Below are 21160 nucleotides of genomic sequence, written 5' to 3'. Positions count from 1 at the left end.
AAGGTGAGTTGGCGTAGCTCACCTTGAGAAGGCAGAGGCAAAGAGGTCGTTGCGCTTAGCCAACCGATCTTACGAGCTGCACGTTGCTGCAGAAGGGCGGTCTCAGTTGCATACCTCGACTTGCCCCACACCACCGCTATGGCTGTCGAGGCGACATCCCTTGCGGACGGGCCGGCAGCCGCCGCCTGCTGTACAGATGATTTGTCCTGCAACTTGCGGCTTAGACGGCGCAGCTTCGGTTGCCTTCCGGTCTGCGTCCCGCTTCCGCGAATCCTCGCGCGTTGCGACCGGCTTCTTCTCCTGGATCTTCTCGCATTCATTGTCATCGCTGACGCGATAGCCGGGGCGACAGACAATCTTCGTGCAGGCATCGCCGTCGGCCCTGAAGCCATGGTCGCAGACCAGCGGACAGACACGTCCCGATTTGGCCTTCAGGGCATCGAACACATCGGTATTCGCAAGTTTCGCGTCGAATTTCGTGCCGGCGTATTTGTTGAACAGTGACAGCGACCGCTGCGCGGTCTCGCTCCACTCGCCGGTCGGCTCAGTCTTCATGCAACCGACGCGGCGAAGTTCGAGCTGGACCGATTTCGAGAGATCGCCGGGTGGAGGGGAACTGGACAGGGGCGACAGCGCTGCGACCTTCTTGCTTTCGGCGTCGGCGGCCTGCTTGTCCGCGGCCTGCTTCGCAGCGGCCTCGGCCTTGGCCTTCTCCGCCGCCTGCTTCTCCGCAAGCGCCTTCGCGGCAGCCGCCTCGGCCACCTTGCGCTCGCGTTCGGCCGCTTCCGCCTTCGCCTGCTCGATCTGCTTTTGCTTCTCCGCGGCGATGCGCGCATCTTCGGCGGCTTTGGCGGCCGCGGCGGCTTTTTCCAGCTCCGCCTTCTGGGCACGTTCGGCGGCGAGCTTCACCTTCTCCTGCTCGGCCAGCCGCGCCTTCTCCGTCGCCTGCGCACGCTCCTCCTCGGCGGCAATCTTCTTCAACTGCACACGGGCGAGGTTGGCGTAGAAGCCGTCCGGATAGGTTTGCAGAAACGCCTCCCACGCCTCACGCAGGCCGGCCTGAAGCGCAAGCTCGTAGTCCCTGCGCACGCTGTCCTGCGGATTGGCCTGCGGACCGGCAATGACCGCCGGCTTCGCCGGCACCAGCGGCACGTCGTCGCCGCCGAGGGAGCCATAGACATACGGCTCCTGCTTGTAGCCGGTAGCCTTGAGCACATCATCGCGGACGAACCCGAACGCCTTGCGCAGGTCGAGCCCGGGTTTCGGCAGATGGTCGCTCAACGCCACCGCGAACGGGCTGTTGCGGGAATCGCCATCGGACGCGGTCGAGCCCGCCTTGGCCGCGAACGCGATCATGGTGTTCGGACTGGTCGGCTCGACCTTGGCAAGGCCGCGACCGACCGCACGCGAAGCCACGGTGCGCTTCATCGTCTTGGAAAAGGGATTGTCGCGGCAGGCGTCGAGGATGACGAGCCGAAGCTGCTTGGCGGGCTCGATGCTCACCAGAACGCGATCGATCGGCAAGGCTTCGTCGTAAACGTCGGTGTCGGCCTCCAGGGCCGCATCGGTCGGAATCAGGTAGTTGGTGCCGTCCAGTTCGAGGCCGTGGCCTGCGTAGTAGATCACGGCGACATCCGCATCGCGCGTCCGCGCGCTGAACTCGCGCAACGCCTTGCGCATTTCGGGCGCGCTCAGGTCCTGCCGGACATCGACCGTGTCAAAACCGGCCTTCTTCAGCATGCCGCCGATCAAGCCGGCGTCGTTCGCCGGATTGGCAAGCTTCGCCACGCTCTTGTAGGCGGAATTGCCGATGACGAGCGCGACCCGCTTCTCGGCAAGACAAGGGCTGCTGCCGAGGCAGATTCCAAGCACAAGAAACAGTGCTCCGAGCACGAAGGAGGAAGTGCGAACGGTATGCGTCATATCAGTTGCATATTTCGGTGGTCGGAGACGCACCATAGAGGTTCTTCACCGTTCCGAGACGGCATCCTTTGGCAACCGGCCGGCAACCCGCGCTGTTGCAGATCATCTGTCCGGATGCTTGCGATTTCGGTGCGGCGGACTCCGCGTCTTTCCGCTCCTGGTCCCGCCGCCTCGGTTCATCGCGGGCAGCGGGTTTTTTCTCCGGTATCTTCTCGCACTCGTTGTCGTCGCCGACGCGATAGCCGGCGCGGCAGGTGATCTTCACGCATTGATCGCCGTCGGCCTTGAAGCCGAAATTGCAGACCAGCGGACAGACCCGTCCCGGCTTCGCCTTCAGCGCATCGAGCGCGTCGACGCTGGCGAGCTTCACGTCGAACTGGGTGCCGGCATATTTGTTGAACAGCGTCAGCGAGCGCTGCGCGGCCGACGTCCACTCCCCTTCCGCAGCCGACGTGAGGCAGCCGACGCGGCGCAACTCGCTCTGCACGGATTTCGTGAGGTCAGCCGTGGATAATGGCGATGTCGGCCCGGGTGACAGCGCCGCGACTTTTTGCCCGGCCTCTGGCAACTGGCGATCCGCCGCCGGCTTTGCAGCCTGCTCGGCCCTCTCGGCCGCCTGCTTTGCGGCAAGCTCGGCCCTGGCCTTCTCGGCGGCCTGCTTCTCGGCCAGCGCCTTTGCAGCCGCCGCTTCTGCCACCTTGCGCTCGCGTTCGGCCGCTTCAGCCTTCGCCTGCTCGATCTGCTTCTGTTTCTCCGCCGCGATGCGCGCCTCTTCGGCCGCCTTGGCGGCCGCGGTCGCCTTCTCCTGCTCGGCCTTCTGGGCGCGCTCGGCAATCAGCCTTGCCTTTTCCTGCTCGGCCGCCCTGGCCTTTTGTTCGGCCGTCGCACGCGTCTCTTCAGCAGCGATCTTGTTCAGCTGCCCCTTGGCGAGGTTGGCATAGAAGCCATCGGGATATTGCGTCAGAAACGCCTCCCAGCCGTCGCGCGTCGCGAGCTGGAGCGCAAGTTCGTAGTCTCGCCTGAGTTCTGACTGGGGATTTGCCTGCGGACCCGTCGCGGCCGGCCTGGCAGGAACCAGCGGGACGTCATCGCCACCCAGCGAACCATAGACGAAGGGTTCCTGCTTGTTCGCGGTGCTCCTCAGCACATCGTCGCGGACGAACCCGAACGCCTTGCGCAGGTCGAGCCCGGGTTTCGGCAGATGGTCGCTCAACGCCACTGCGAACGGGCTGTTGCGGGAATCGCCATCGGACGCGGTCGAGCCCGCCTTGGCCGCGAACGCGATCATGGTGTTCGGGCTGGTCGGCTCGACCTTCGCAAGGCCGCGACCGATCGCGCGCGAAGCCACGGTGCGCTTCATCGTCTTGGCAAAGGGATTGTCACGACACGCATCGAGGATAACGAGGCGCAGCTGCTTGGCGGGCTCGATGCTCACCAGCACGCGATCGATCGGCAACGCCTCGTCGTAGACGTCGGCGTCGGTCTCCAGAGCGGCGTCTGTCGGGATGAGATAGTTGGTGCCATCAACTTCCATGCCGTGGCCAGCGTAGTAGATGACCGCGACATCGGCATCCCGCGTCCTGGTGCCGAATTCGCGCAGTGCCTTGCGCATTTCGGGGGCGCTCAGGTCCTGTCGGACATCGACCGTGTCAAAACCGGCCTTCTTCAACATGCCGCCGATCAAGCCGGCATCGTTCGCCGGATTGCCAAGCTTCGGCACGCTCTTGTAGGCGGAATTGCCGATCACGAGCGCGACACGCTTCTCGGCCTGCGCCGGCGCGCAAGTCACGAGAGCTGCAAACATCAATGCGTAGAAATATCGAGCTATGGTCACGCCATTCATCCGCGGCTTTGATCGACGACACGATTCAGTTGCAGACCTCGTAATTGCCGCTTCCTATGGCGGCGTTATACCTTCCGGGCGTAGCCCCGGACACGAGCCTGCAGCCTTTCTGCACCGGGCGGCATCCCGCCGAGTTACAAAAGATCTGCCCGCTCGCTTCCGGCTTGGACGGCGCAGCTTCGGTCGCTTTCCGGTCTGCGTCCCGCTTTCTCGAATCCTCGCGCGTGGCGACCGGCTTCTTCTCCTGGATCTTCTCGCACTCGTTGTCGTCACCGACGCGGTAGCCGGCACGGCAGGTGATCTTCACGCATTGATCGCCGTCGGCCTTGAAGCCGAAATTGCAGACCAGCGGGCAGACCCGTCCCGGCTTCGCCTTGACCGCATCGAGCGCGTCGACGCTGGCAAGCTTCACGTCGAACTGGGTGCCGGCATATTTGTTGAAGAGCGTCAGCGAACGCTGCGCGGCCGACGTCCACTCGCCTTCTGCAGCCGACGTGAGGCAGCCGACGCGGCGCAACTCGCTCTGCACGGATTTCGTGAGCTCAGCCGCGGACAATGGTGATGTCGGCCCGGGCGAGAGCGCCGCGACCTTTTGCTCGACTTCGGGCAGTTGCCGGTCGGCCGCCGGCTTTGCAGCCTGCTCGGCCCTTTCCGCCGCCTGCTTTGCGGCGAGCTCGGCCTTGGCCTTCTCCGCCGCCTGCTTCTCGGCCAGCGCTTTTGCAGCCGCCGCTTCTGCCGCCTTGCGCTCGCGTTCGGCGGCCTCAGCCTTCGCCTGCTCGATCTCCTTCTTCTTCTCCGCCGCGATCCGTGCCTCTTCGGCCGCCTTGGCGGCCGCGGCCGCCTTCTCCTGCTCGGCCTTCTGGGCGCGCTCGGCAATGAGCCTTGCCTTTTCCTGTTCGGCCGCCTTGGCCTTTTGTTCGGCCGAAGCGCGCGTCTCTTCGGCGCCGATCTTGTTCAGCTGGCCCTTGGCGAGGTTGGCATAGAAGCCGTCGGGATATTGCGCCAGAAACGCTTCCCAGCCGTCGCGCGTCGCAAGCTGGAGCGCGAGCTCGTAATCCCTGCGAATGGCTTCCTGCGGGTTTGCCTGGGGACCGGCCGGGGTTTGCTTCGCGACCAGGGGCACGTCGTCGCCGCCGAGCGAGCCGTAGACATAGGGCTCCTGCTTGTAGCCGGTCGCCTTGAGCACGTCGTCGCGCACGAAGCCGAAGGCCTTGCGCAGATCGAGGCCGGGCTTCGGCAGGTGCTCGACCAGCGCGGCGGCGAACGGGCTGTTTCTGGCATCGCCGTCCGATGCGGTCGATCCCGCCTTGGCCGCGAACGCAATCATGGTGTTGGGGCTGGTCGGTTCGACCTTGGCGAGGCCGCGTCCGATCGCGCGCGAGGCCAGCGTGCGCTTCATCGTCTTCGCGAACGGGTTGTCGCGGCAGGCATCCAGGATGATCAGGCGCAGCTGCTTGGCCGGCTCGACCGCGAACAGCGCCCGCTCGACCGGAATGGTCTCGTCGAGCACGTCGCCGTCCGTCTCCAGCGTGGCGTCGGTCGGAATGAGATAATTGTTGCCGTCGAGCTCGATGCCGTGGCCGGCGTAATAGATCACCGCCATCTCCGCATCGCGCGACCTGCCGGCAAACTCACGCAGCATGCGCCGCATCTCGCTGGCGCTGAGATCCAGCCTGACATCAACGGAATCGAAGCCGGCCTTCTTGAACATGCCGCCGACCAGCGTGGCATCGTTCACGGGATTGCCGAGCTTGGGCGCGCTCTTGTAGGCGGAATTGCCGATGATGAGCGCCACCCGCCGGTCGGCATGCGCCGATCCGCAGGCAAGGCTCATCGCAAAAATCACCAAAGCAAATAGCCGAACCGGAATCACTTGCGTCCCCCCGGATGCAATTCCATGAGACTATTCGGAGCATGGCCGAATGCCAAATCCTCCCTATGTGATCACCCTCACACAAGGCGTCGCGGACAGCTCGTTGATCGTGCGGCGAAGCGCCGCTGTAGGTCCGGCCAGGCCGAGGTCTGATGCCGCCTCACCTCCTGCGGTTGCACCGGAGCCCGGATCGCGAAAGACGCGTGCTGCGCAGACCCCGTCAGTGGGCAACAGAGCGCAGGCCCGTTGGCTCGTCCGCCTTCAACATGCGGGATGTGGCCTCGTCTGAGGCGAGAGGCAGGGTGAACTGAAAGACGGCGCCCCGAGGCTCGTTTGCGCCAGCCCACATCTGTCCGCCATGCGCCTCGATGATCGAGCGGCAGATGGCGAGGCCCATCCCCATGCCTGTCGGCTTGGTGGTGTAGAAGGCCTCGAACAGGCACTCGACATTCTTCGGGTCCAGTCCTGGACCGGAATCGCGCAAGGTGACGTGCACGCCGTTCGATACATCTCGATCGGTGCTGATCAGCAACTCGCGTTTCCCTTCGCCAATCGCGGTCATCGCCTCGATCGCGTTGACAATCAGGTTGAGCACCACTTGCTGAAGTTGGACCCGATCTGCCTGAATGGTCGGCAAGCCTTCGGCAAGTTGCGTTCGTACCGCGACGCCGTGCTTGAACGCTTCGCTGCGGGTCAGCGCGATGACCTCGAGCACCGCCTGGTTGATGTCCATGTCCTCCTTTTGCGGCGCCGCCTTCCTTATCAGCGCCCGGATCCGGCCGATGATGTCGCCGGCGCGCATGCCATCGCCGGTGATCCAGTCGAACGTCTGTCGAACCCGCTCCAGATTTGGCGGTTGAGCCTCCAGCCAATTCAACCCGGCCTCGGCGTTCGCCACGATCGCGGCGATCGGCTGGTTGACCTCATGGGCAATCGAAGCCGTGAGCTGCCCCATCGTGGTGACGCGATTTGCGTGCGCGAGCTCCATCAGGGCTTCGCGGTAGAGCCGCTCGTGCTCGCGAGCTTCGGCCTCTGCCCGCTTGAGAGGCGTCAGATCGAGGACAAAGCCGACCCCTTGATCCGCACCTGGTGCAAACATCGTCCCGCCAATCAGCACGGAAACACGGCTTCCATCCTTCCGGACATACTCCTTCTCGAACGGCTGGGCCGTCCCGACCCGCTTCAATTCCGCCACGGTTTTTACGTCGCGGTCGCGCCATTCCGGCGGCGTCAGGTCGTATCGATGCAGGCGCCCCGAGGCGAGATCGTCCCGGTCGTATCCGACGATGCGCAGGAACGCGTCATTGGCCTCGAGAATGCGCCCCTCGACCTCCCAGATGATGATCCCGATGATGTTGGAGTCGAACAGGCGCCGGATCTTGATATCCCGCGCTGCAAGATCGCTCTGCAGTTGAATGTTCTCCTCGGTCGCCTGTCTCCGCCGTTTCGCTTCGAGCCGCGCGAACGCCAACGCCGCTCCCGCCAGCGCGACGACGAGGACGACGGCGCCGGCCATCAGCCAGGTCCAACGCTGCTCGAATGCTTCGGCATGCGTCTCCCGGTCGGCGAGCCGAAATCGCTCGTGATCCACCATCTGGTCGATTTGCGAGCGGATCTCGTCCATGCTGCGGATCATCGCCAGCGCCGCCTGCCCGGACGTGCCGGCGGTCTTCACCATCTCGTCGATCTCGCGCAGCTTGGCCGAAACGGTCAGCGCCAGGTGTTGCGCGCGCAGACTCTGCAACGGATCGTCCGCGACCAGCACCAGCAGCGCCTGCGCCTCGCGCCGCACACCTTCGTCGGAGACGCCGTAGGCTTTGAGATAGGTGGGGTCGAGGGTCATTAGATACCCGCGCCGTTCGGTCTCCAGCTCGGCGGTGATCGAACGCAACCGATCGAGTGTTTCGAGCACCTGGCGGCTATGCCCAAGCAGGTCATGAGCCGCCTGCCGCTCCTGCTGATATTGCAGGCCGAGAAAGCCGGTCGCAGCGAACAGCGTCAGAAGCGCCACGACCGCCACGATCAGCGGACGAGCCAGCCATCGCAAAGACGGGACCAGAGCAGGAACTGACATCGGCCTTGGGTCTTCGATGCTCGTGTGACAGCGCGTCTTCTGGTGTCGACGCCTGAGCGTGATAGAATAATAGCATGGTTAGGTGGGGTGGAACCCGACATTCTCGCCCTCCAAGGTTACACCGGTCTGGCCAGTCGTCGCGCGAAGGCCGCAACATCACCGGTATGGCTCGTGTTGCGAATGATTGCCCGTCGCAGGGAGAGGCAACATGACGTACGCACAGAGCGGTCGGAGTCCGACCAGCCGTCGCAGCTTCGTCAGGGGATTGGGGGCGGCGGGCGCAATCTTGCCGGCGCTGGGCGCGTTGCCACGCTGGAGCTTCGCCGAGGATCGCGCAGCGACCTACGCCAACGCGAACATCGATTGGAAGCAGTTTGCGGGGCAGACCATCTCTCTTTCGGGCGCCATCCATCCCTGGTCGAATGCGATCACGCCGCTGCTGCCGGAGTTCACCCGGCTGACCGGCATCAACGTCACGATCGATTTCCAACTCGAAACCACGTTCCTCGGGGCCTTGCCGATCAGACTAGCCCGCGGCAGCGCGACGCCCGACGTATTCATGTTCACGACCTATGGCCAGGGCATCTCGGGAGGATGGCTCGAGCCATTGAACGGCTATTATTCCAATAGATCGCTGACCGATCTCGGCTGGTATGACGAGAGCGACCTGCTCAAGACGGCTCGGGCCTTCCCGCTGTGGTCCGACGGCGAACGGTACGCCATACCGATCACCTCCGAAGCGATGACCATGTTCATCAACGGCGACGCGCTGGCAACCAAGAACCTGCCGGTTCCGCAGACGTTCGAAGAGCTGCTTGTGACCGCCAAGGCGCTCAAGTCCAGCGAGATGTCGGGGATCGCCATGCGGGCCCAGGCCAGCGGCAATTCCTCTCCGCCGGCCATGGGCTTCTTGTTCTCTTACGGCGGCGCCATGATCAAGGACAACAAGGCGGTTTTCGCAAGCCCCGAAGCGATCGCGGCCGTCGAGATGTACGGACGCCTGCTCAGCCAGGCCGGGCCTGGCGGCGTCGGCAGCTATGAATGGTACCACGTGCTGGACGACTTCCTGCAGGGACGGACTGCCGTCGCGATCGACAGCAGCAATTTCGCGACCGACATCTCCAATCCGGCCAGGAGTCGCGTCGCGAAGCAGGCCCAGTTTGCGGTCTTTCCGCATGTCCCTGGTCGCGCTCCCGTGCCCTTCATGTCGCACTGGCAGGCTTGCATCAATTCAAAATCACGAAACAAGCGGGCGGCTTTCCTGTTCCTGCTCTGGGCGACAAGCAAGCCGACATCGCTGCAGACTGCGGCAGCGGGGCTGGCGACGACACGCGTGTCGGCGTGGTCCAGCGAGGGCTTCAAGAAGGCATTCGGCCCGCAAGCCGCCGAGGCGGCGCTGACCAATTTGCAAAATGCCGATGTCGACCGCGCCAAGGCTATACTCTTCCATCCGCAATCGCGACCGATTCTCGATGCGTTCATGATCGGCGTCAATGAAGTGGTCAACGGCGAGAAATCGGCAAAGGACGCCATGACCGGTGCAGCCGCGCAGGCCAATGCGGCGATCCGCGGCTAGCGCCTGATCGAAACGACGATGCTGGCTGGGAAGGTCGGACTCGTAGGGTGGGTTAGCCGAAGGCGTAACCCACCACTGTCTATCTCCGCGGAAGCAAAGGAGGTGGGTCGGACTGCGCTTCGCGCAGCCGCAGAGCTAACCCACCCTACGCGTTGCTCACCCCTGATATTGCAGCACGTGCATGCCGGCGTTCCAGTCGGAGACGAACATCAGCCCGTCGGGCCGGACGTAGGCGTCGCAAGTCTTGGCTGCGAGGGCGATATTCGGCCGGGGGTCGATGAGCTTCTTCGGCGTCGGCGGCACCCAGTACGCGATCTCCTTGGGCGCGAAGGCATCCTTGACGTCGAACACTCTCACACCGGCATTGTTGTAGGTCGCGAAGATCGTCTCCTCGCTCTGGAACGAGCCCGGGCGGTTCTCGTGGAGATTATGCGGGCCGAAGGTGCCGCTGGTGCAGAAGTCGCGCTCGCGCGGGGTCGGCAAGGTTGCGATCGGCACCGGGTTCTCGGGCGCGCGCACGTCGAGCACGAAGGTGTGGAACAGGCCCTTGGCGCATTTCTCCGCGTTGGCTTCGTCCGCGACGATCGCAAGCTGTCGCTTGGGCAACGGCAACGGTGTATGCGTGCCGCCGGCGAAGGGCGGCGACCAGTTGATATGGGACAGCAGCTTTGGATTGGCGGGATCGCTGATGTCGTGGACGGTGAAGCCGCCATCGCGCCAGGCCGCATAGCCGCGATCGCCTGCCGTGATCATATGATGAAGCGCGAAGCGCTTGCCCTTGGGCGTCGGCGGCTCGCCGGCCGCGCGGTTCATACCGGGCAGCCACCATTTCGCGACGACCTCCGGCTTCGTGATGGTCTTGAGATCGACCACGCACAGGATGTGGTCGGTGAAACCGTCGAAATGCACCGATACATAGGCATAGCGGCCGCCGGGCCACCACAGCCGGTTGATGCCGAAGCCGGGCATTTCGAGGAACGCGATCTCGCGCATCTCGCCTGGTTTCGAGATGTCGTGGATCGACAGACCGGAGCGGAATTTCTTGGCCTTGGTGATGCTGTCGACCAGCGTGTTCTCGAAATAGCCGCGCATGTTGTCGTAGGACTGCATCGCGACGATGTTGGCGCCGTTGGCAACCAGCAGCAGGTCCTCCGCCGCCTGCAAATGATGGGTGCGGGTGTATTGCCCCGCGGTGAAGAAATTGACCGGCTTCAGCGCACGCGGATTGGAGGCGTCCAGGATCGTCACGCCGTCGCTGAACATGTGCCCGACATAGACGTGCTGCCGGTTGAACATCACCTGCACGCTGTCGGGCCGGCCGCCGATGTCGCTGTAGGAGACGTGCTGGATGCCCTTGCCGATGCCCTCCGGCGGAATGTCAGGCTCTGAAGCCGACGCGGATTTCGGCCACCCCGACAGCGCGGCGGCTCCGAACACACCCGACAATTGCTGAAGGTGGCGGCGGCGAGAGACTTGAGGCATCGGTTTCCCCCCATTTTTTTGAAGGGATGATGCTCGCATGACGCGAGGCATGCAAGCCTCGCGTCGCCCGACCTCGCCTAGACCTGCACCACCTCGTGCCGCATCACGAACGGCGCCAGCAGCGTATGCACCTCGCCGGCGACGATCTCGCGCTGGTCCGCCGGCACGCCTGCAAGCGTCACGGTGGCGATCGAGCCGTGGCTGCCATGCGCACCGACCTTCACCTTGCAGTCGATGCCACGCTCGGCGAGCGGCGCCAGCGCCTTGGTGAACACGCGCTGCGCGGCATCCCAGCGCAGCTGCGGCTTGAACACCTTGCCGACGCCGGTCACCGGCATCGGATCGATCGGGATGACCTGCACCGGCACGGCGGCGCGCTCCGGCGTGCGCTCGCGCACCCACGTCTCCAATTCGCCAGGCTCGACGCTGGCGCCTGGTTTCAGCTGCACGTAGCCCACGGGGAGTTCACCCGCGTAAGCGTCGGGCTGGCCGACCACCGCGGCGAAGCCCACGGCGGGATGGCGGAACATGATCTCCTCGATCGGCGCCGGATCGATGTTGTGGCCGCCGCGGATCACGAGGTCCTTGGCGCGCCCGGTGATCCAGAGATAGCCGTCGGCATCGAGGCGCCCGAGATCGCCGGAATTGACCCAGACCTCATCGACGAAGGCGCCCTTGTTGTGCTCGTCGTTGAGGTAGCCGCCGAAGACGCCGGGTCCCGCCATGATGACGACGCCGATCTCGTCCGGTGCGCAATCGCGGATCAGCCGGCCGTCGGCATCGAGCTGCACGATCCGCACGCGCGCATAAGGCATGGGAAGGCCGACCGAACCGAGCCGGATCGGCCGCCCCGGATAGGCCAGCGTGTGCACGCTCGAGGTCTCGGTCATGCCGTAGACCTCGACCACCGGCAGCTTCAGCTTGTCCTGGATCGCCGAGCCCACGGCGACGGGGATCGCCGAGCCGCCGCCGGCGGCATATTTCAGGCTGGAGATGTCCGCATTGCCTGGCGGCACGGCAAGCGTCGCAGCCAGCACCGTCGGCACGCTCGACAACGCCTCGGGCTTATAGCGCTCGACCAATCCCCAGATGTTCTTCACCGAATTCGGATTGCGCCAGCCGCTCGGCGACAGCACGACCAGTGAGCCGCCGCTCGACAGCATCAGCAGCACCTGCGTCAGCGATCCCCCGACATGAAACAACGGCATGCCGAACAGCAAATTAGAGCCGGGCTTCGACTTGAGCAGCAGGCTGAGCGCCCAGGCCTGGTAGACCTGGTTGGCGTGGGTATGCCGCACCAGTTTTGGCGTGCCGGTGGTGCCGCCGGTGTGGAAATAGGCGGCGATATCGGCCCCCGAAATCTTGCGCCCGCTGATAAGCCGGTCTGCCGGCTGCTGCTTGATCAGGTCGTTGAACGCAAAGATGCCCTTGTCCGGATCGCCGCCACGAAACACCTGCACGATCGCCTTGAGGTGCTTCAGCTGCGGGCGGATCTGCTCGACCTTCTGCCAGATGTCGGTGCCGGGCATCGGCCCGAGCGCCACCAGGATCTTCGTATCCGCCGCCTCCAGGATCTCCGCGATCTGGTGCGGCTCCAGCAGCGGATTGACGGGATTGGCGATGCCGGCAGCTTCCGCACCGAACAGCGTCACGAAGGCATCAGGCACCAGCGGCAGCATGAAGCTGATGACATCGCCCTTTTCCGCGCCGAGCGCGTGAAACATGTTGGCGGCTTGTGTCACACGCGCAATGAAGTCGCGGTAGGTGACCACGACCGGCGTGTCGGACGGATCGGCATTCTGCAGGAACTGGATCGCCGCACCATCAGGGTTGCGCGCCGCACCGAGCTTGATGGCGTCGTACGTGCTCTCGGCCGCGACGCGGTCCGCGTAAGGGACCTGCTCGAAGGCCCGGACCTCATCGTCGGTCAAAAAGTCCGGATAGTCGTTGCCGATCAGCCGATCGAGCGCATGGATGCCCGCCATGGAATTTCGTCCTCCCTCAGATTTCTCGCCCCTTTGTCTTTTGACATTTTGGTTTGGCGAGACCCGGCCGATGGCCAGCCGAGCGGGACCACAATGAGGGATGATTTGGCGCTCGTCCATGGCCTGGGCGGCTGCGGCGACACCGCCGGATCGAACGGAATTTGAACCTCCGCACCCGATCGGGGGACCAAGAACTGGCATCAGATTCGCCTGCCAGCGTCCTGCCGCAAGACTTAAGGTGATCATGATCACGCCCCTGTGGAATCGCATTGCACCGCTGATCGTCGCGTTTGCGATGGCGTCGGCGATCCCCCTGCCCCGCACAGCGCTCGCCGCGGATAGCCAGCTCGAGAAGATGCGCGCCAAGATCGCGGCCTTCATCGGCGACAAGATGGAGCAGCTGGGCGGCTCGCGCATCGTTTACAAAGTGGACGCCGATGGCTTGCACGAGAGTGCCGTCACGGACCTCCGCGACGACGTCTACAAGACCCTGCGCGAGGGCAAGATCGCCTTCTCGGGTCTTGCGATCCGCGACGGTGGCGTCGAGGTGAAGGTCGCAGACGCCAAGGGCCGCGAGGAGCTGAAGCGCAAGCTCGCGGCGGCCGCGGAGGGGTTGCCCGCGCATGCCCTCTCCGTGACCGACGGCGGCGACGGGCAGGTCAAGCTCAAGCCGACTGACGCCGCATCCGCCGCAGGGCTGCGCGACCTCGTCGAAGATTCCATCGCGATGATCGAGCAGCGCCTCAAGGATGCCGGCATCAAGCTCGCCAGCGCCCAGCCTGATGGCACCGACCGCATCCGCATCTTCGTCCCAGGGATGATGGAGCCCGAGCGCGTCACCGCGATCTTCGCCACGAAGGTCAAGGTCAGCTTCCGCATGGTCGACATCTCAATGCCGGCGGAACAGGCGCAGTCCGGCACACCGCCGGCGGGCACGGAAGTCCTGCTCGGCTTCAAGGACAGGCGCCCTTATCTTGTTGCCAAGGACAGTGCGCTCGACGGCGACGACATCAGCTATGCGGGCCCGGGGTTCGCGAGCAGCACGAACGAACCGATCGCCTCGTTCCGCTTCAACGGACGCGGCGCGCGGCGTTTCGCCCACATCACCGAAGAGAACATTGGAAAGCCCTTCGCCATCGTGCTCGACGACAAGGTGATCTCCGCCCCGGTGATCCGCGAGCCCATCACCGGGGGCTCCGGCCAGATTTCAGGCAATTTCACCCTGGAGGAAGCAAGCAGCGTCGCCATGTTGCTGCGCGCCGGGTCGCGGCCCGGTCGCCTTGCCCTGGTCGAACAGCAGGTGATCCAGCCCGCCGCCAAGCCCTGAGGTGGTGACCGCCCCGTTCCCCTTATCAGGGCCGTCCGAATCCGTCCACGACGCCAAAGCTGCACCCCGCGCCCCCGAATCACGGGCGCTTCACGGGTCATACGCACAACCAACGGGCAATTGCCGAAACGCCCGATCAGGCTAAAATTTGCCTCTTGCGGCATGACGGCTGAACGCTTCATTTCAAGCGGTCGTCATTCGATTTCGGCTATACGAATACCAAGCAGGACTGAAGGCCTTACACGGGGTTAGTACCATGCCGTCCGGCAGCGCAGACATATCCTCGATCCTCGACCGCATTCTCGATGCGGCCACGGACAACCTCAGGATCGCCAAGATCCTGGTCCAGATGGGCCTCGATCCCGACAACGTCACCTACGACGCGATCTTCAACCGGCTACTGGAGATCTTTGTCCACAACATCACGTTCGCCAATTTGTTCGCCGCGGTCGGCGCCGGCTTCTTCGTCGCCACGCTCCTGATGCGGACGATGGTGCCCCTGCGGGTGGCCAACATGATCGGCTGCGCGTTCTTCGCCGCTTTCGGCGCACTCACTGCCAACGTCTCGACGTTCCTGCTCTATCTTCTCTTGCTTCCGATCAACGCTCTTCGCCTGCGGCAGATGCTCAAGCTGGTCAAGAAGGCGCGCCATGCGGCCGAGGGCGACATGTCGATCGAATGGCTCAAGCCGTTCATGACCGAGCGCAAATATCGCCGCGGCGACACGCTGTTCAAGCTGGGCGATCCGGCCAAGGAGATGCTGCTCACGGTCACCGGCAAATTCCTGGTCAAGGAGATCAACGTCGAGATTCTGCCGGGAGCGCTGATGGGCGAGCTCGGCTTCCTCACGCCGGACAACCGCCGCACCGGAACGATCGAATGCATCGAGGACGGACAGGTGCTCACGATCACCTATGACCGGCTGCTCGAGATCTACTTCCAGGACCCGCAGTTCGGCTATTACTTCCTGGTGCTGACCAGCCAGCGCCTCCTGCAGAACATCGATCGCCTGCAGAAGCAACTCAACGCGGCGCGGGCGACGACCACCAACAGGATCGCCTGATCCCCGCTCAGCTCAACAGCAGCGCCATGCCGGGATCGCCCTTCTCCATCGCGCGTCGATAGGCCGCCCGTGCACTGACGCGGCCGAGATATTTGACCACGTTCGGGCAGCGCGACAGATCATAGGGCTGGAAGTAGCGCATCGTGGTGAGCGAGAAGCCCGTCATGATGTCGGCAGTGGTGAAGGTCTTGCCCGCCAGATATTCGGCATCGCGAACCCGCGCATCGACCAGATCGAAGGCGCGGTCGACGCGCCCCCTGGTCGCGACCAGCATCGGGTTGTCCTCGGCGAGCTTGAGCCGGTTCAGGATCATAAGCCGGCCCATGCCGGCCTGCAGCGTGCCGTTGGCGAAGTGAAACCAGTACAGGAACTGCGCGAAATCAGGATCGTCGGGACGGAGCACGAGACGGCCGCTGCCGTACTTCGCCATGATGTAGTCGACGATGGCACCGGATTCGGCGAGCACGAGATCGCCATCGGTGATAACGGGCGCCGCCCCGATCGGGTGCAGCGCCTTGTAGTCGGGCGGCGCCAGCATGGTGACGGGATCACGGGTGTAGCGCTTCAGCGCGTAGGGGATTTCGAGCTCTTCGCACAGCCAGACGATGCGCTCGGACTGCGACTTGCCGAGATGATGGACCGTGAGCATGGCGCCTCCTGGACCCGCGAGTTGAACTGGTTGCATATTAACCGGTGGAAAGAGCGCGCACGAAACTCCGCTCTCGTGCCCCGGACGCTGCGCAGCACGAAGTGATGCGCTGCAGAGCCGGGGCCCATGTTACAGCGGGCACCGTGGCCTGCATGGGTCCCGGCTCTGCGCAGCAACGCTGAGGAGCGTTGCAGCGCGTCCGGGACACGGGACCGAGCCTACCCCGCCTCGTCCGTCACCATCCGCGCCACCACGCGGTCGCGGCGGATGAAGTGGTGCCAGATGGCGGCGACGACGTGAACCGCGATCAGGGCCAGCAGCACATAGGCAAAGAGGATGTGGCGATCCTCATAGGCGCGCGCGGCCTCGCGGTCGGGAGAGGTGAATTGCGGCACGCGAAACAGGCCGAAGAAATCCGAATAATCCGGCGTGTGCGCGCCGGAATGCGCCCAGCCAAGCAGGACCACGACGATGGCGGCAAGATACAGCGCGCCATGACTGATGCGGGCGAGAAGCTTCTGCCAGAGCTGGCTGTCGGCCGGCAAAGCCGGCGTCGGATTGGCGACGCGCCAGACCAGGCGCAGCACGGTGAGCAGCAGGATCGCATAGCCGATATCGGCGTGGATCGAGCGGTAGAAGAAGCGGTCGGGGCGCGCCGGGATGTGGTTCATCCACCAGCCGAAGCCGATCATGCCGATGATCGTCAGCGCCAGGATCCAGTGCAGCCGACGGGAAATGCTGCCCCAGCCGGCATTCGTGTTTCTGATCATGTCGGCTCCCCGGAATTTTGCGGACATGCCCCTGCCCGCAGCGCAGCAATGCTGCTGATAGCGGGAACTGGCGGCCATCGTGAAATTGAATCGTTCCAAATCGACCCAAATCGGATCCGCCGCAAAACCGCCCCAAAAACCGAATGGTAACCATGGCGCCTTAAGGTAACGACGTGACCAATTCCCTGACGATACTGGTATTCGATTCCGGCCTTGGCGGGCTCATGGTGCTCCGTGAGGTCGTGGCCGCGCGCCCGGACGCCCATTACGTTTACGTCGCCGACGACGCCTTCTTCCCCTACGGCCACCACAGCGAGGACGAGATCATCGCCCGCGTCGTGCCGCTGATGGGTGAGCTGATCGGCACGCATGATCCCGACCTCGTCGTCATCGCCTGCAACACGGCCTCCACCTTGGTCCTATCGCACCTGCGCGCCGCTTATTCCCTGCCCTTCGTCGGCACGGTGCCGGCGATCAAGCCGGCCTGCGCCCTGTCGAAGACCCGCCGCGTCTCGGTGCTCGGCACCAAGGGCACGGTGAAGCGCGAATACACCAAGGCGCTGATCCGCGATTTCGCGCAAGGCTGCGAGGTGACGCTGGTCGGCTCGCCCGAGCTCGCCTCGCTGGCCGAAGCCGAGCTGAGTGGCGCTTCCGTCAGTGACGACGCCATCCGCGCCGAGCTCGCGCCCTGCTTCGTCGGTGAGGAAGCGGGCGCGCGCACGGATACCGTGGTGCTGGCCTGCACACATTATCCGTTGCTGCTCGACCGCTTGAAGAAGCTCGCGCCCTGGCCGGTCGAGTGGATCGACCCGGCGCCGGCGATCGCCCGCCGAGTCTCGGACCTGCTGGGTGCGTCGACCTGTGCCATCGCGCAGTCCGGCGCCGAGATGATCTTCACCTCGAACCGCGTGCATGGGCTCAGCGCCACGCTGACGCCGTTCTTCGGCGGGCGCGCGCTGGCCTGACTTTCCGCATCGACGACGCGCTGCTAGGCTCTGCCGTCGTCATCTCCGCGCAGGTCATCCCATGTCGATCCCCGCAACGCCGCTCAATCGCCTCCGCCAATTGTGGAGCGAGGGGCGCCCCGCCTTCGGCGCGATCGCGACCATCCCGAGCGTGCAGATGGTGCAGATCATGGCGCGCTCGCTCGACTGGATCATCGTCGATCTCGAGCACGGACCGATCGGCCTCACCGAAGCACATGCGATGATTGCCGCGACGACGGGCACGCCGTGCACGCCCCTGGTGCGGATCGCGGCGAACGAGCCGTGGCTTGCGAAAGCGCCGATGGACATCGGCGCCTTCGGCATCAACTTTCCGATGATCACCAATCGCGCCGATGCCGAGAAGGCGGTGCGCAGCGTGCGCTATCCGCCGCGCGGCGACCGTCTCTGGGGTCCCTTCCACGCGCCGTTCCGCTGGGGCAAATCGATGCCTGATTACATGGCCTCTGCCGACGACGAGATGATCTGCATGGTCACCATCGAGCACGTCGAGGCCGTCAACCGCATCGACGAGATCATGGCGACGCCCGGCATCGACGTCGCCGTGATCGGTCCCGGCGACCTCGCGACGTCCATCAACAAGCGCGGCCAGATGGACGATCCGGAGCTATTGGAGCTGGTCGCGCGCGCCGAAGCCGGCATCCTCAAAAGCGGCGTGCCGATCGGCGGCGTGGCCCGCACCGCCGACCAGGCCAACGCCCTGATCGACCGCGGCTACCGCGCCATCGCGCTCGGTTTCGACTGGTCGCTGTTCCAGCGCGGCATCATGGCCGCGTTCGAGGGGATTAGACGTTAGCCCTTGGGCTATCGAGCCTTGCCGGGAACTGCGGCGCTGCTAGGGTCGGCCGTTTCAAGGGAGGAAAATCATGCTCAAAAAGACTTTGCTCGCTCTCGTCTTCACCGGCCTTGCCGTCACGGCCGTCGCCCAGCAGCCCGGCATCAAGCGTACCCCTCTCCAGAAGATCGAGTTTCCGGACGGCTACAACACCATCACCGCCATCGCCGAAGTCCCGGCGGGCGGTTCGGCCGGACGCCACACGCATCCCGGAATTGAGACGGGCTATGTCCTGGAAGGCGAGCTCAGTCTCCTGATCGACGGGCAGCCGGAGAAAACCCTGAAAGCCGGTGATTCCTACCAGATCCCGGCCGGCGTCGTGCACGACGCCAAGGCCCATGGCGATAAGGCTATGAAAGTGCTTGGAGTTTACGTCGTCGACAAGACCAAGCCGCTGGCCTCGCCGGCCCCCTGATGCGGCGAACCGACCGGCCCCAAGCGGGTTGGTTCGTGCTAGAGCAGGCGGCGAGCGGGAGCCCGTTCGCTGCCCATTTTTTCATCCGCCGGAACCGAAAGAGCGATGCGCGGGACCCCCAAGACCATTTCGCTGCCGCGCCGCCTGATTTTCGACCTCATGCGCGCCTCGATGGACGTGCCGTTCGTTTCGCTCTCCCGTTCGCTCGATATTCGCCCCCTGCTGGAGGCCCGTGCCGGCGCACTGGCGCCCGTGGGCTGGGCGGCGATGTTCGTCAAGGCTTTCGCCCTGGTGGCCAGGGACGAGCCGGTGCTGCGCACCGTCTACGCCAAATGGCCCCGGCCGACCCTCTACGAGCTGCCGAAGAGCGTGGCGACGGTGGCCATTGCCAGGGTCGAGGACGGCGAGGAATGCGTGCTGCCGCAGCGAATCGCAGCCCCGGAGGCCCTGCCGCTGGCCCAGGTCGACGCCGAGATCCGCCGCGCCAAGACGGCCCCGATCGAGGACATCCCGATGTTCCGCAAGATCATGCGGGCGACCCGCCTGCCGCTGCCGCTCCGGCGGCTGTCCTGGGCGGTGGGGCTGAATTTCGGCCGCCAGCGCGGCAACTGGTTCGGCAGCTTCGCGGTGAGCTCGGTGGCCGCCTATGGCGGCGGCGAGCTCCACCCTATCACGCCGGGCCCCTTCATCGTCAGCTATGGGGTGGTCGAGCCCGACCAGACCATCCATGTCGTGATCCGCTGGGACCACCGGGTCACGGACGCGGCCCCCATCGCCCGGGTCCTGACCCGGCTGGAACAGGTCCTGAACACTGAAATCGCTGCCGAATTGCAGGGCTCGGGCCCAAAGGCGATCCGGGCGGTCAGGACTTAAGCCCCATCGTTCCGGGATGGTCCGAAGGACCAGACCCGGAACCTGGAGATTCCGGGTTCGGCGCCACCCCGGAATGACGGCTAGAGAATTGACAGCGAACCCCAAACTCCCCTAAAAGCCGCCTGCTCGCGGGCCGATTTCGGCCCGCGAAGCGTTTCGCGACCCGTGGTCGGCTCCCTCTAGCTTTGGGGATCGGACCTGTCGGTGCCGGGCCTGGCCCGTCACACAGGAGGGCGCGTTTCCTCAAACCATGCAACCGAAGAGGACGCGATGACTAAGCGCAGTGAGGCGAAGTACAAGATCGATCGCCGTATGGGCCAGAACATCTGGGGCCGCCCGAAGAGCCCCGTGAACCGCCGCGAATACGGCCCCGGCCAGCACGGCCAGCGCCGCAAGGGCAAGCTCTCCGACTTCGGCGTGCAGCTCCGCGCCAAGCAGAAGCTCAAGGGCTACTACGCCAACATTTCCGAGCGCCAGTTCCACGGCATCTATGTCGAGGCGAGCCGCCTCAAGGGCGACACCGGCGAGAACCTGATCGGCCTCCTGGAGCGCCGTCTCGACGCGGTCGTGTACCGCGCCAAGTTCGTCTCCACGATCTTCGCCGCCCGCCAGTTCATCAACCACGGCCACATCAAGGTGAACGGCCGTAAGGTCAACATCTCGAGCTACCAGCTCAAGGTCGGCGACGTGATCGAGGTCAAGGAAGCCTCCAAGCAGCTCGCCCACGTGCTCGAAGCCAGCCAGCTTCCCGAGCGCGACGTCCCCGACTATCTCGAAGTCGACCACGGCAAGATGACCGCGAAGTACGCGCGCATCCCCGGCCTCTCCGACGTGCCGTTCCCGGTGCAGATGGAGCCCCATCTGGTCGTCGAATTCTATTCGCGCTGATATCTCCGCGATCCATTGCTCAAAGGCCCCGGTTTCCGGGGCCTTTTTGTTGTGGTAACATGCTCTCGATGTCCCAGACGACCGACCAGCTCTCCAACATCACCCCATCGGCAACGCCTTCCGAGGCGGAGCTTGAGGCATGGGCCAAGCTGCCCCGTGACGAGCAGGTCCGCCGATATCAGGCGCTGTTCGCTCAGCCCGATTGCAACAATTTCACCTCGGACACGCCGGACGACATCCTCGTTGCCGCGCGCCAACGCGTTGCTCAACGCCGCCATGGCTGAGTATCGGTTATCGGAGCGCACCCGAGCCGACCTGATCGACATCTACGACTTCACCGAAAGCCGGTTCGGCAAATATCAGGCTGAAGCTTATTACGCTGGTCTGATCCGTTCCTTCGGACTTCTCGCCGACTTTCCCTTGATCGGCCAGCAAGTGGATGAACTTGCGGCCGGCTATCGACGTTTCCGCTTCCAATCCCATCTGATCTTCTACACGGTGCAAGCCGACCACGTCGAGATCCGTGCCATTCTTCACGGCGCACAAGACATCAGACCGCAATTGTTCGACTAGATGAAAT

General features: G+C 64.4%; 18 protein-coding genes. 10 read left to right on the top strand and 8 right to left on the bottom strand.

What is annotated here, in order from left to right; translation table 11 throughout:
- Positions 1-102: 102 nt before the first annotated feature.
- The 4 genes from N2603_RS16710 to N2603_RS16695 all read right to left on the bottom strand — a co-directional run bounded on the left by N2603_RS16710 (position 103) and on the right by N2603_RS16695 (position 7713).
- On the bottom strand, positions 103-1923 hold the full coding sequence (locus N2603_RS16710; protein WP_260389652.1) for a caspase family protein: 1821 nt from the start codon (positions 1921-1923) through the stop codon (positions 103-105).
- Position 1924: 1 nt separating this feature from the next.
- The gene (locus tag N2603_RS16705) at positions 1925-3727 is read right to left on the bottom strand and encodes a caspase family protein (protein ID WP_260424209.1); all 1803 of its coding nucleotides are present in this window, start codon (positions 3725-3727) and stop codon (positions 1925-1927) included.
- Between the two features lie 64 nt (positions 3728-3791).
- On the bottom strand, positions 3792-5600 hold the full coding sequence (locus N2603_RS16700; RefSeq protein ID WP_260389651.1) for a caspase family protein: 1809 nt from the start codon (positions 5598-5600) through the stop codon (positions 3792-3794).
- Between the two features lie 259 nt (positions 5601-5859).
- A complete protein-coding gene (locus tag N2603_RS16695; RefSeq protein WP_311741452.1) occupies positions 5860-7713 on the bottom strand; it encodes an ATP-binding protein in 1854 nt (617 codons plus the stop codon).
- Positions 7714-7921: 208 nt separating this feature from the next.
- Between N2603_RS16695 and N2603_RS16685 the strand changes: the two genes are divergently transcribed.
- Entirely contained in the window at positions 7922-9289 is a 1368-nt protein-coding gene (locus N2603_RS16685) for an ABC transporter substrate-binding protein (protein WP_260389650.1), read from the top strand.
- A gap of 156 nt (positions 9290-9445) precedes the next feature.
- Here the strand turns inward: N2603_RS16685 and N2603_RS16680 are convergent, their stop codons facing one another.
- Together N2603_RS16680 and N2603_RS16675 are read right to left on the bottom strand one after the other, a co-directional pair.
- Complete coding sequence (locus tag N2603_RS16680) at positions 9446-10771, bottom strand: LVIVD repeat-containing protein (RefSeq protein WP_260389649.1); 1326 nt, start codon at positions 10769-10771, stop codon at positions 9446-9448.
- A 77-nt stretch (positions 10772-10848) separates the two neighbouring features.
- The gene (locus N2603_RS16675) at positions 10849-12756 is read right to left on the bottom strand and encodes an acyl-CoA synthetase (RefSeq protein ID WP_260389648.1); all 1908 of its coding nucleotides are present in this window, start codon (positions 12754-12756) and stop codon (positions 10849-10851) included.
- Positions 12757-13000: 244 nt separating this feature from the next.
- On the opposite strand from N2603_RS16675, the gene N2603_RS16670 reads away from it, so the two are divergent.
- Both N2603_RS16670 and N2603_RS16665 read left to right on the top strand, forming a co-directional pair.
- Positions 13001-14083, top strand: a complete 1083-nt coding sequence (locus tag N2603_RS16670) for a SecDF P1 head subdomain-containing protein (protein WP_260389647.1) — start codon at positions 13001-13003, stop codon at positions 14081-14083.
- A 256-nt stretch (positions 14084-14339) separates the two neighbouring features.
- Positions 14340-15146 (top strand): Crp/Fnr family transcriptional regulator, encoded by an 807-nt coding sequence (locus tag N2603_RS16665; protein ID WP_018645886.1) that lies wholly within the window; start codon positions 14340-14342, stop codon positions 15144-15146.
- Positions 15147-15153: 7 nt separating this feature from the next.
- Here N2603_RS16665 and N2603_RS16660 read toward each other — a convergent pair whose 3' ends face one another.
- Positions 15154-15795 (bottom strand): glutathione S-transferase family protein, encoded by a 642-nt coding sequence (locus N2603_RS16660; protein WP_260389646.1) that lies wholly within the window; start codon positions 15793-15795, stop codon positions 15154-15156.
- 218 nt (positions 15796-16013) lie between these two features.
- On the bottom strand, positions 16014-16565 hold the full coding sequence (locus N2603_RS16655; protein ID WP_260389645.1) for a cytochrome b: 552 nt from the start codon (positions 16563-16565) through the stop codon (positions 16014-16016).
- A 173-nt stretch (positions 16566-16738) separates the two neighbouring features.
- Between N2603_RS16655 and murI the strand changes: the two genes are divergently transcribed.
- The 7 genes from murI to N2603_RS16620 all read left to right on the top strand — a co-directional run bounded on the left by murI (position 16739) and on the right by N2603_RS16620 (position 21153).
- Positions 16739-17530 (top strand): glutamate racemase, encoded by a 792-nt coding sequence (gene murI, locus N2603_RS16650; protein ID WP_260389644.1) that lies wholly within the window; start codon positions 16739-16741, stop codon positions 17528-17530.
- Positions 17531-17591: 61 nt separating this feature from the next.
- Positions 17592-18365: an HpcH/HpaI aldolase family protein gene (locus N2603_RS16645; RefSeq protein WP_018647413.1), complete on the top strand. Its 774-nt coding sequence runs from the start codon at positions 17592-17594 to the stop codon at positions 18363-18365.
- A 70-nt stretch (positions 18366-18435) separates the two neighbouring features.
- Positions 18436-18819 (top strand): cupin domain-containing protein, encoded by a 384-nt coding sequence (locus tag N2603_RS16640; RefSeq protein WP_260389643.1) that lies wholly within the window; start codon positions 18436-18438, stop codon positions 18817-18819.
- Positions 18820-18924: 105 nt separating this feature from the next.
- Positions 18925-19692: an acyltransferase gene (locus N2603_RS16635; RefSeq protein ID WP_260389642.1), complete on the top strand. Its 768-nt coding sequence runs from the start codon at positions 18925-18927 to the stop codon at positions 19690-19692.
- A gap of 270 nt (positions 19693-19962) precedes the next feature.
- Positions 19963-20580, top strand: a complete 618-nt coding sequence (gene rpsD, locus N2603_RS16630; protein WP_018647416.1) for a 30S ribosomal protein S4 — start codon at positions 19963-19965, stop codon at positions 20578-20580.
- 68 nt (positions 20581-20648) lie between these two features.
- Entirely contained in the window at positions 20649-20864 is a 216-nt protein-coding gene (locus N2603_RS16625) for a hypothetical protein (protein WP_260389641.1), read from the top strand.
- On the top strand, positions 20824-21153 hold the full coding sequence (locus tag N2603_RS16620) for a type II toxin-antitoxin system RelE/ParE family toxin (protein ID WP_260389640.1): 330 nt from the start codon (positions 20824-20826) through the stop codon (positions 21151-21153). The genes N2603_RS16625 and N2603_RS16620 overlap by 41 nt, the downstream gene beginning before the upstream one ends.
- The last annotated feature ends 7 nt before the right edge of the window (positions 21154-21160 follow it).

It is taken from the genome of Bradyrhizobium huanghuaihaiense (assembly GCF_025200885.1).
Lineage (GTDB): Bacteria > Pseudomonadota > Alphaproteobacteria > Rhizobiales > Xanthobacteraceae > Bradyrhizobium > Bradyrhizobium huanghuaihaiense.
Note: the sequence above shows the minus strand (reverse complement) of the source record. Positions and strands in the feature narration are given on the sequence as shown.

Coding starts and splice junctions, on each gene's coding strand:
- N2603_RS16710 (WP_260389652.1), bottom strand. CDS start 1,923: ATGACGCATACCGTTCGCACTTCCTCCTTCGTGCTCGGAGCACTGTTT.
- N2603_RS16705 (WP_260424209.1), bottom strand. CDS start 3,727: ATGTTTGCAGCTCTCGTGACTTGCGCGCCGGCGCAGGCCGAGAAGCGT.
- N2603_RS16700 (WP_260389651.1), bottom strand. CDS start 5,600: ATGAGCCTTGCCTGCGGATCGGCGCATGCCGACCGGCGGGTGGCGCTC.
- N2603_RS16695 (WP_311741452.1), bottom strand. CDS start 7,713: ATGTCAGTTCCTGCTCTGGTCCCGTCTTTGCGATGGCTGGCTCGTCCG.
- N2603_RS16685 (WP_260389650.1), top strand. CDS start 7,922: ATGACGTACGCACAGAGCGGTCGGAGTCCGACCAGCCGTCGCAGCTTC.
- N2603_RS16680 (WP_260389649.1), bottom strand. CDS start 10,771: ATGCCTCAAGTCTCTCGCCGCCGCCACCTTCAGCAATTGTCGGGTGTG.
- N2603_RS16675 (WP_260389648.1), bottom strand. CDS start 12,756: ATGGCGGGCATCCATGCGCTCGATCGGCTGATCGGCAACGACTATCCG.
- N2603_RS16670 (WP_260389647.1), top strand. CDS start 13,001: ATGATCACGCCCCTGTGGAATCGCATTGCACCGCTGATCGTCGCGTTT.
- N2603_RS16665 (WP_018645886.1), top strand. CDS start 14,340: ATGCCGTCCGGCAGCGCAGACATATCCTCGATCCTCGACCGCATTCTC.
- N2603_RS16660 (WP_260389646.1), bottom strand. CDS start 15,795: ATGCTCACGGTCCATCATCTCGGCAAGTCGCAGTCCGAGCGCATCGTC.
- N2603_RS16655 (WP_260389645.1), bottom strand. CDS start 16,565: ATGATCAGAAACACGAATGCCGGCTGGGGCAGCATTTCCCGTCGGCTG.
- N2603_RS16645 (WP_018647413.1), top strand. CDS start 17,592: ATGTCGATCCCCGCAACGCCGCTCAATCGCCTCCGCCAATTGTGGAGC.
- N2603_RS16640 (WP_260389643.1), top strand. CDS start 18,436: ATGCTCAAAAAGACTTTGCTCGCTCTCGTCTTCACCGGCCTTGCCGTC.
- N2603_RS16635 (WP_260389642.1), top strand. CDS start 18,925: ATGCGCGGGACCCCCAAGACCATTTCGCTGCCGCGCCGCCTGATTTTC.
- rpsD (WP_018647416.1), top strand. CDS start 19,963: ATGACTAAGCGCAGTGAGGCGAAGTACAAGATCGATCGCCGTATGGGC.
- N2603_RS16625 (WP_260389641.1), top strand. CDS start 20,649: ATGTCCCAGACGACCGACCAGCTCTCCAACATCACCCCATCGGCAACG.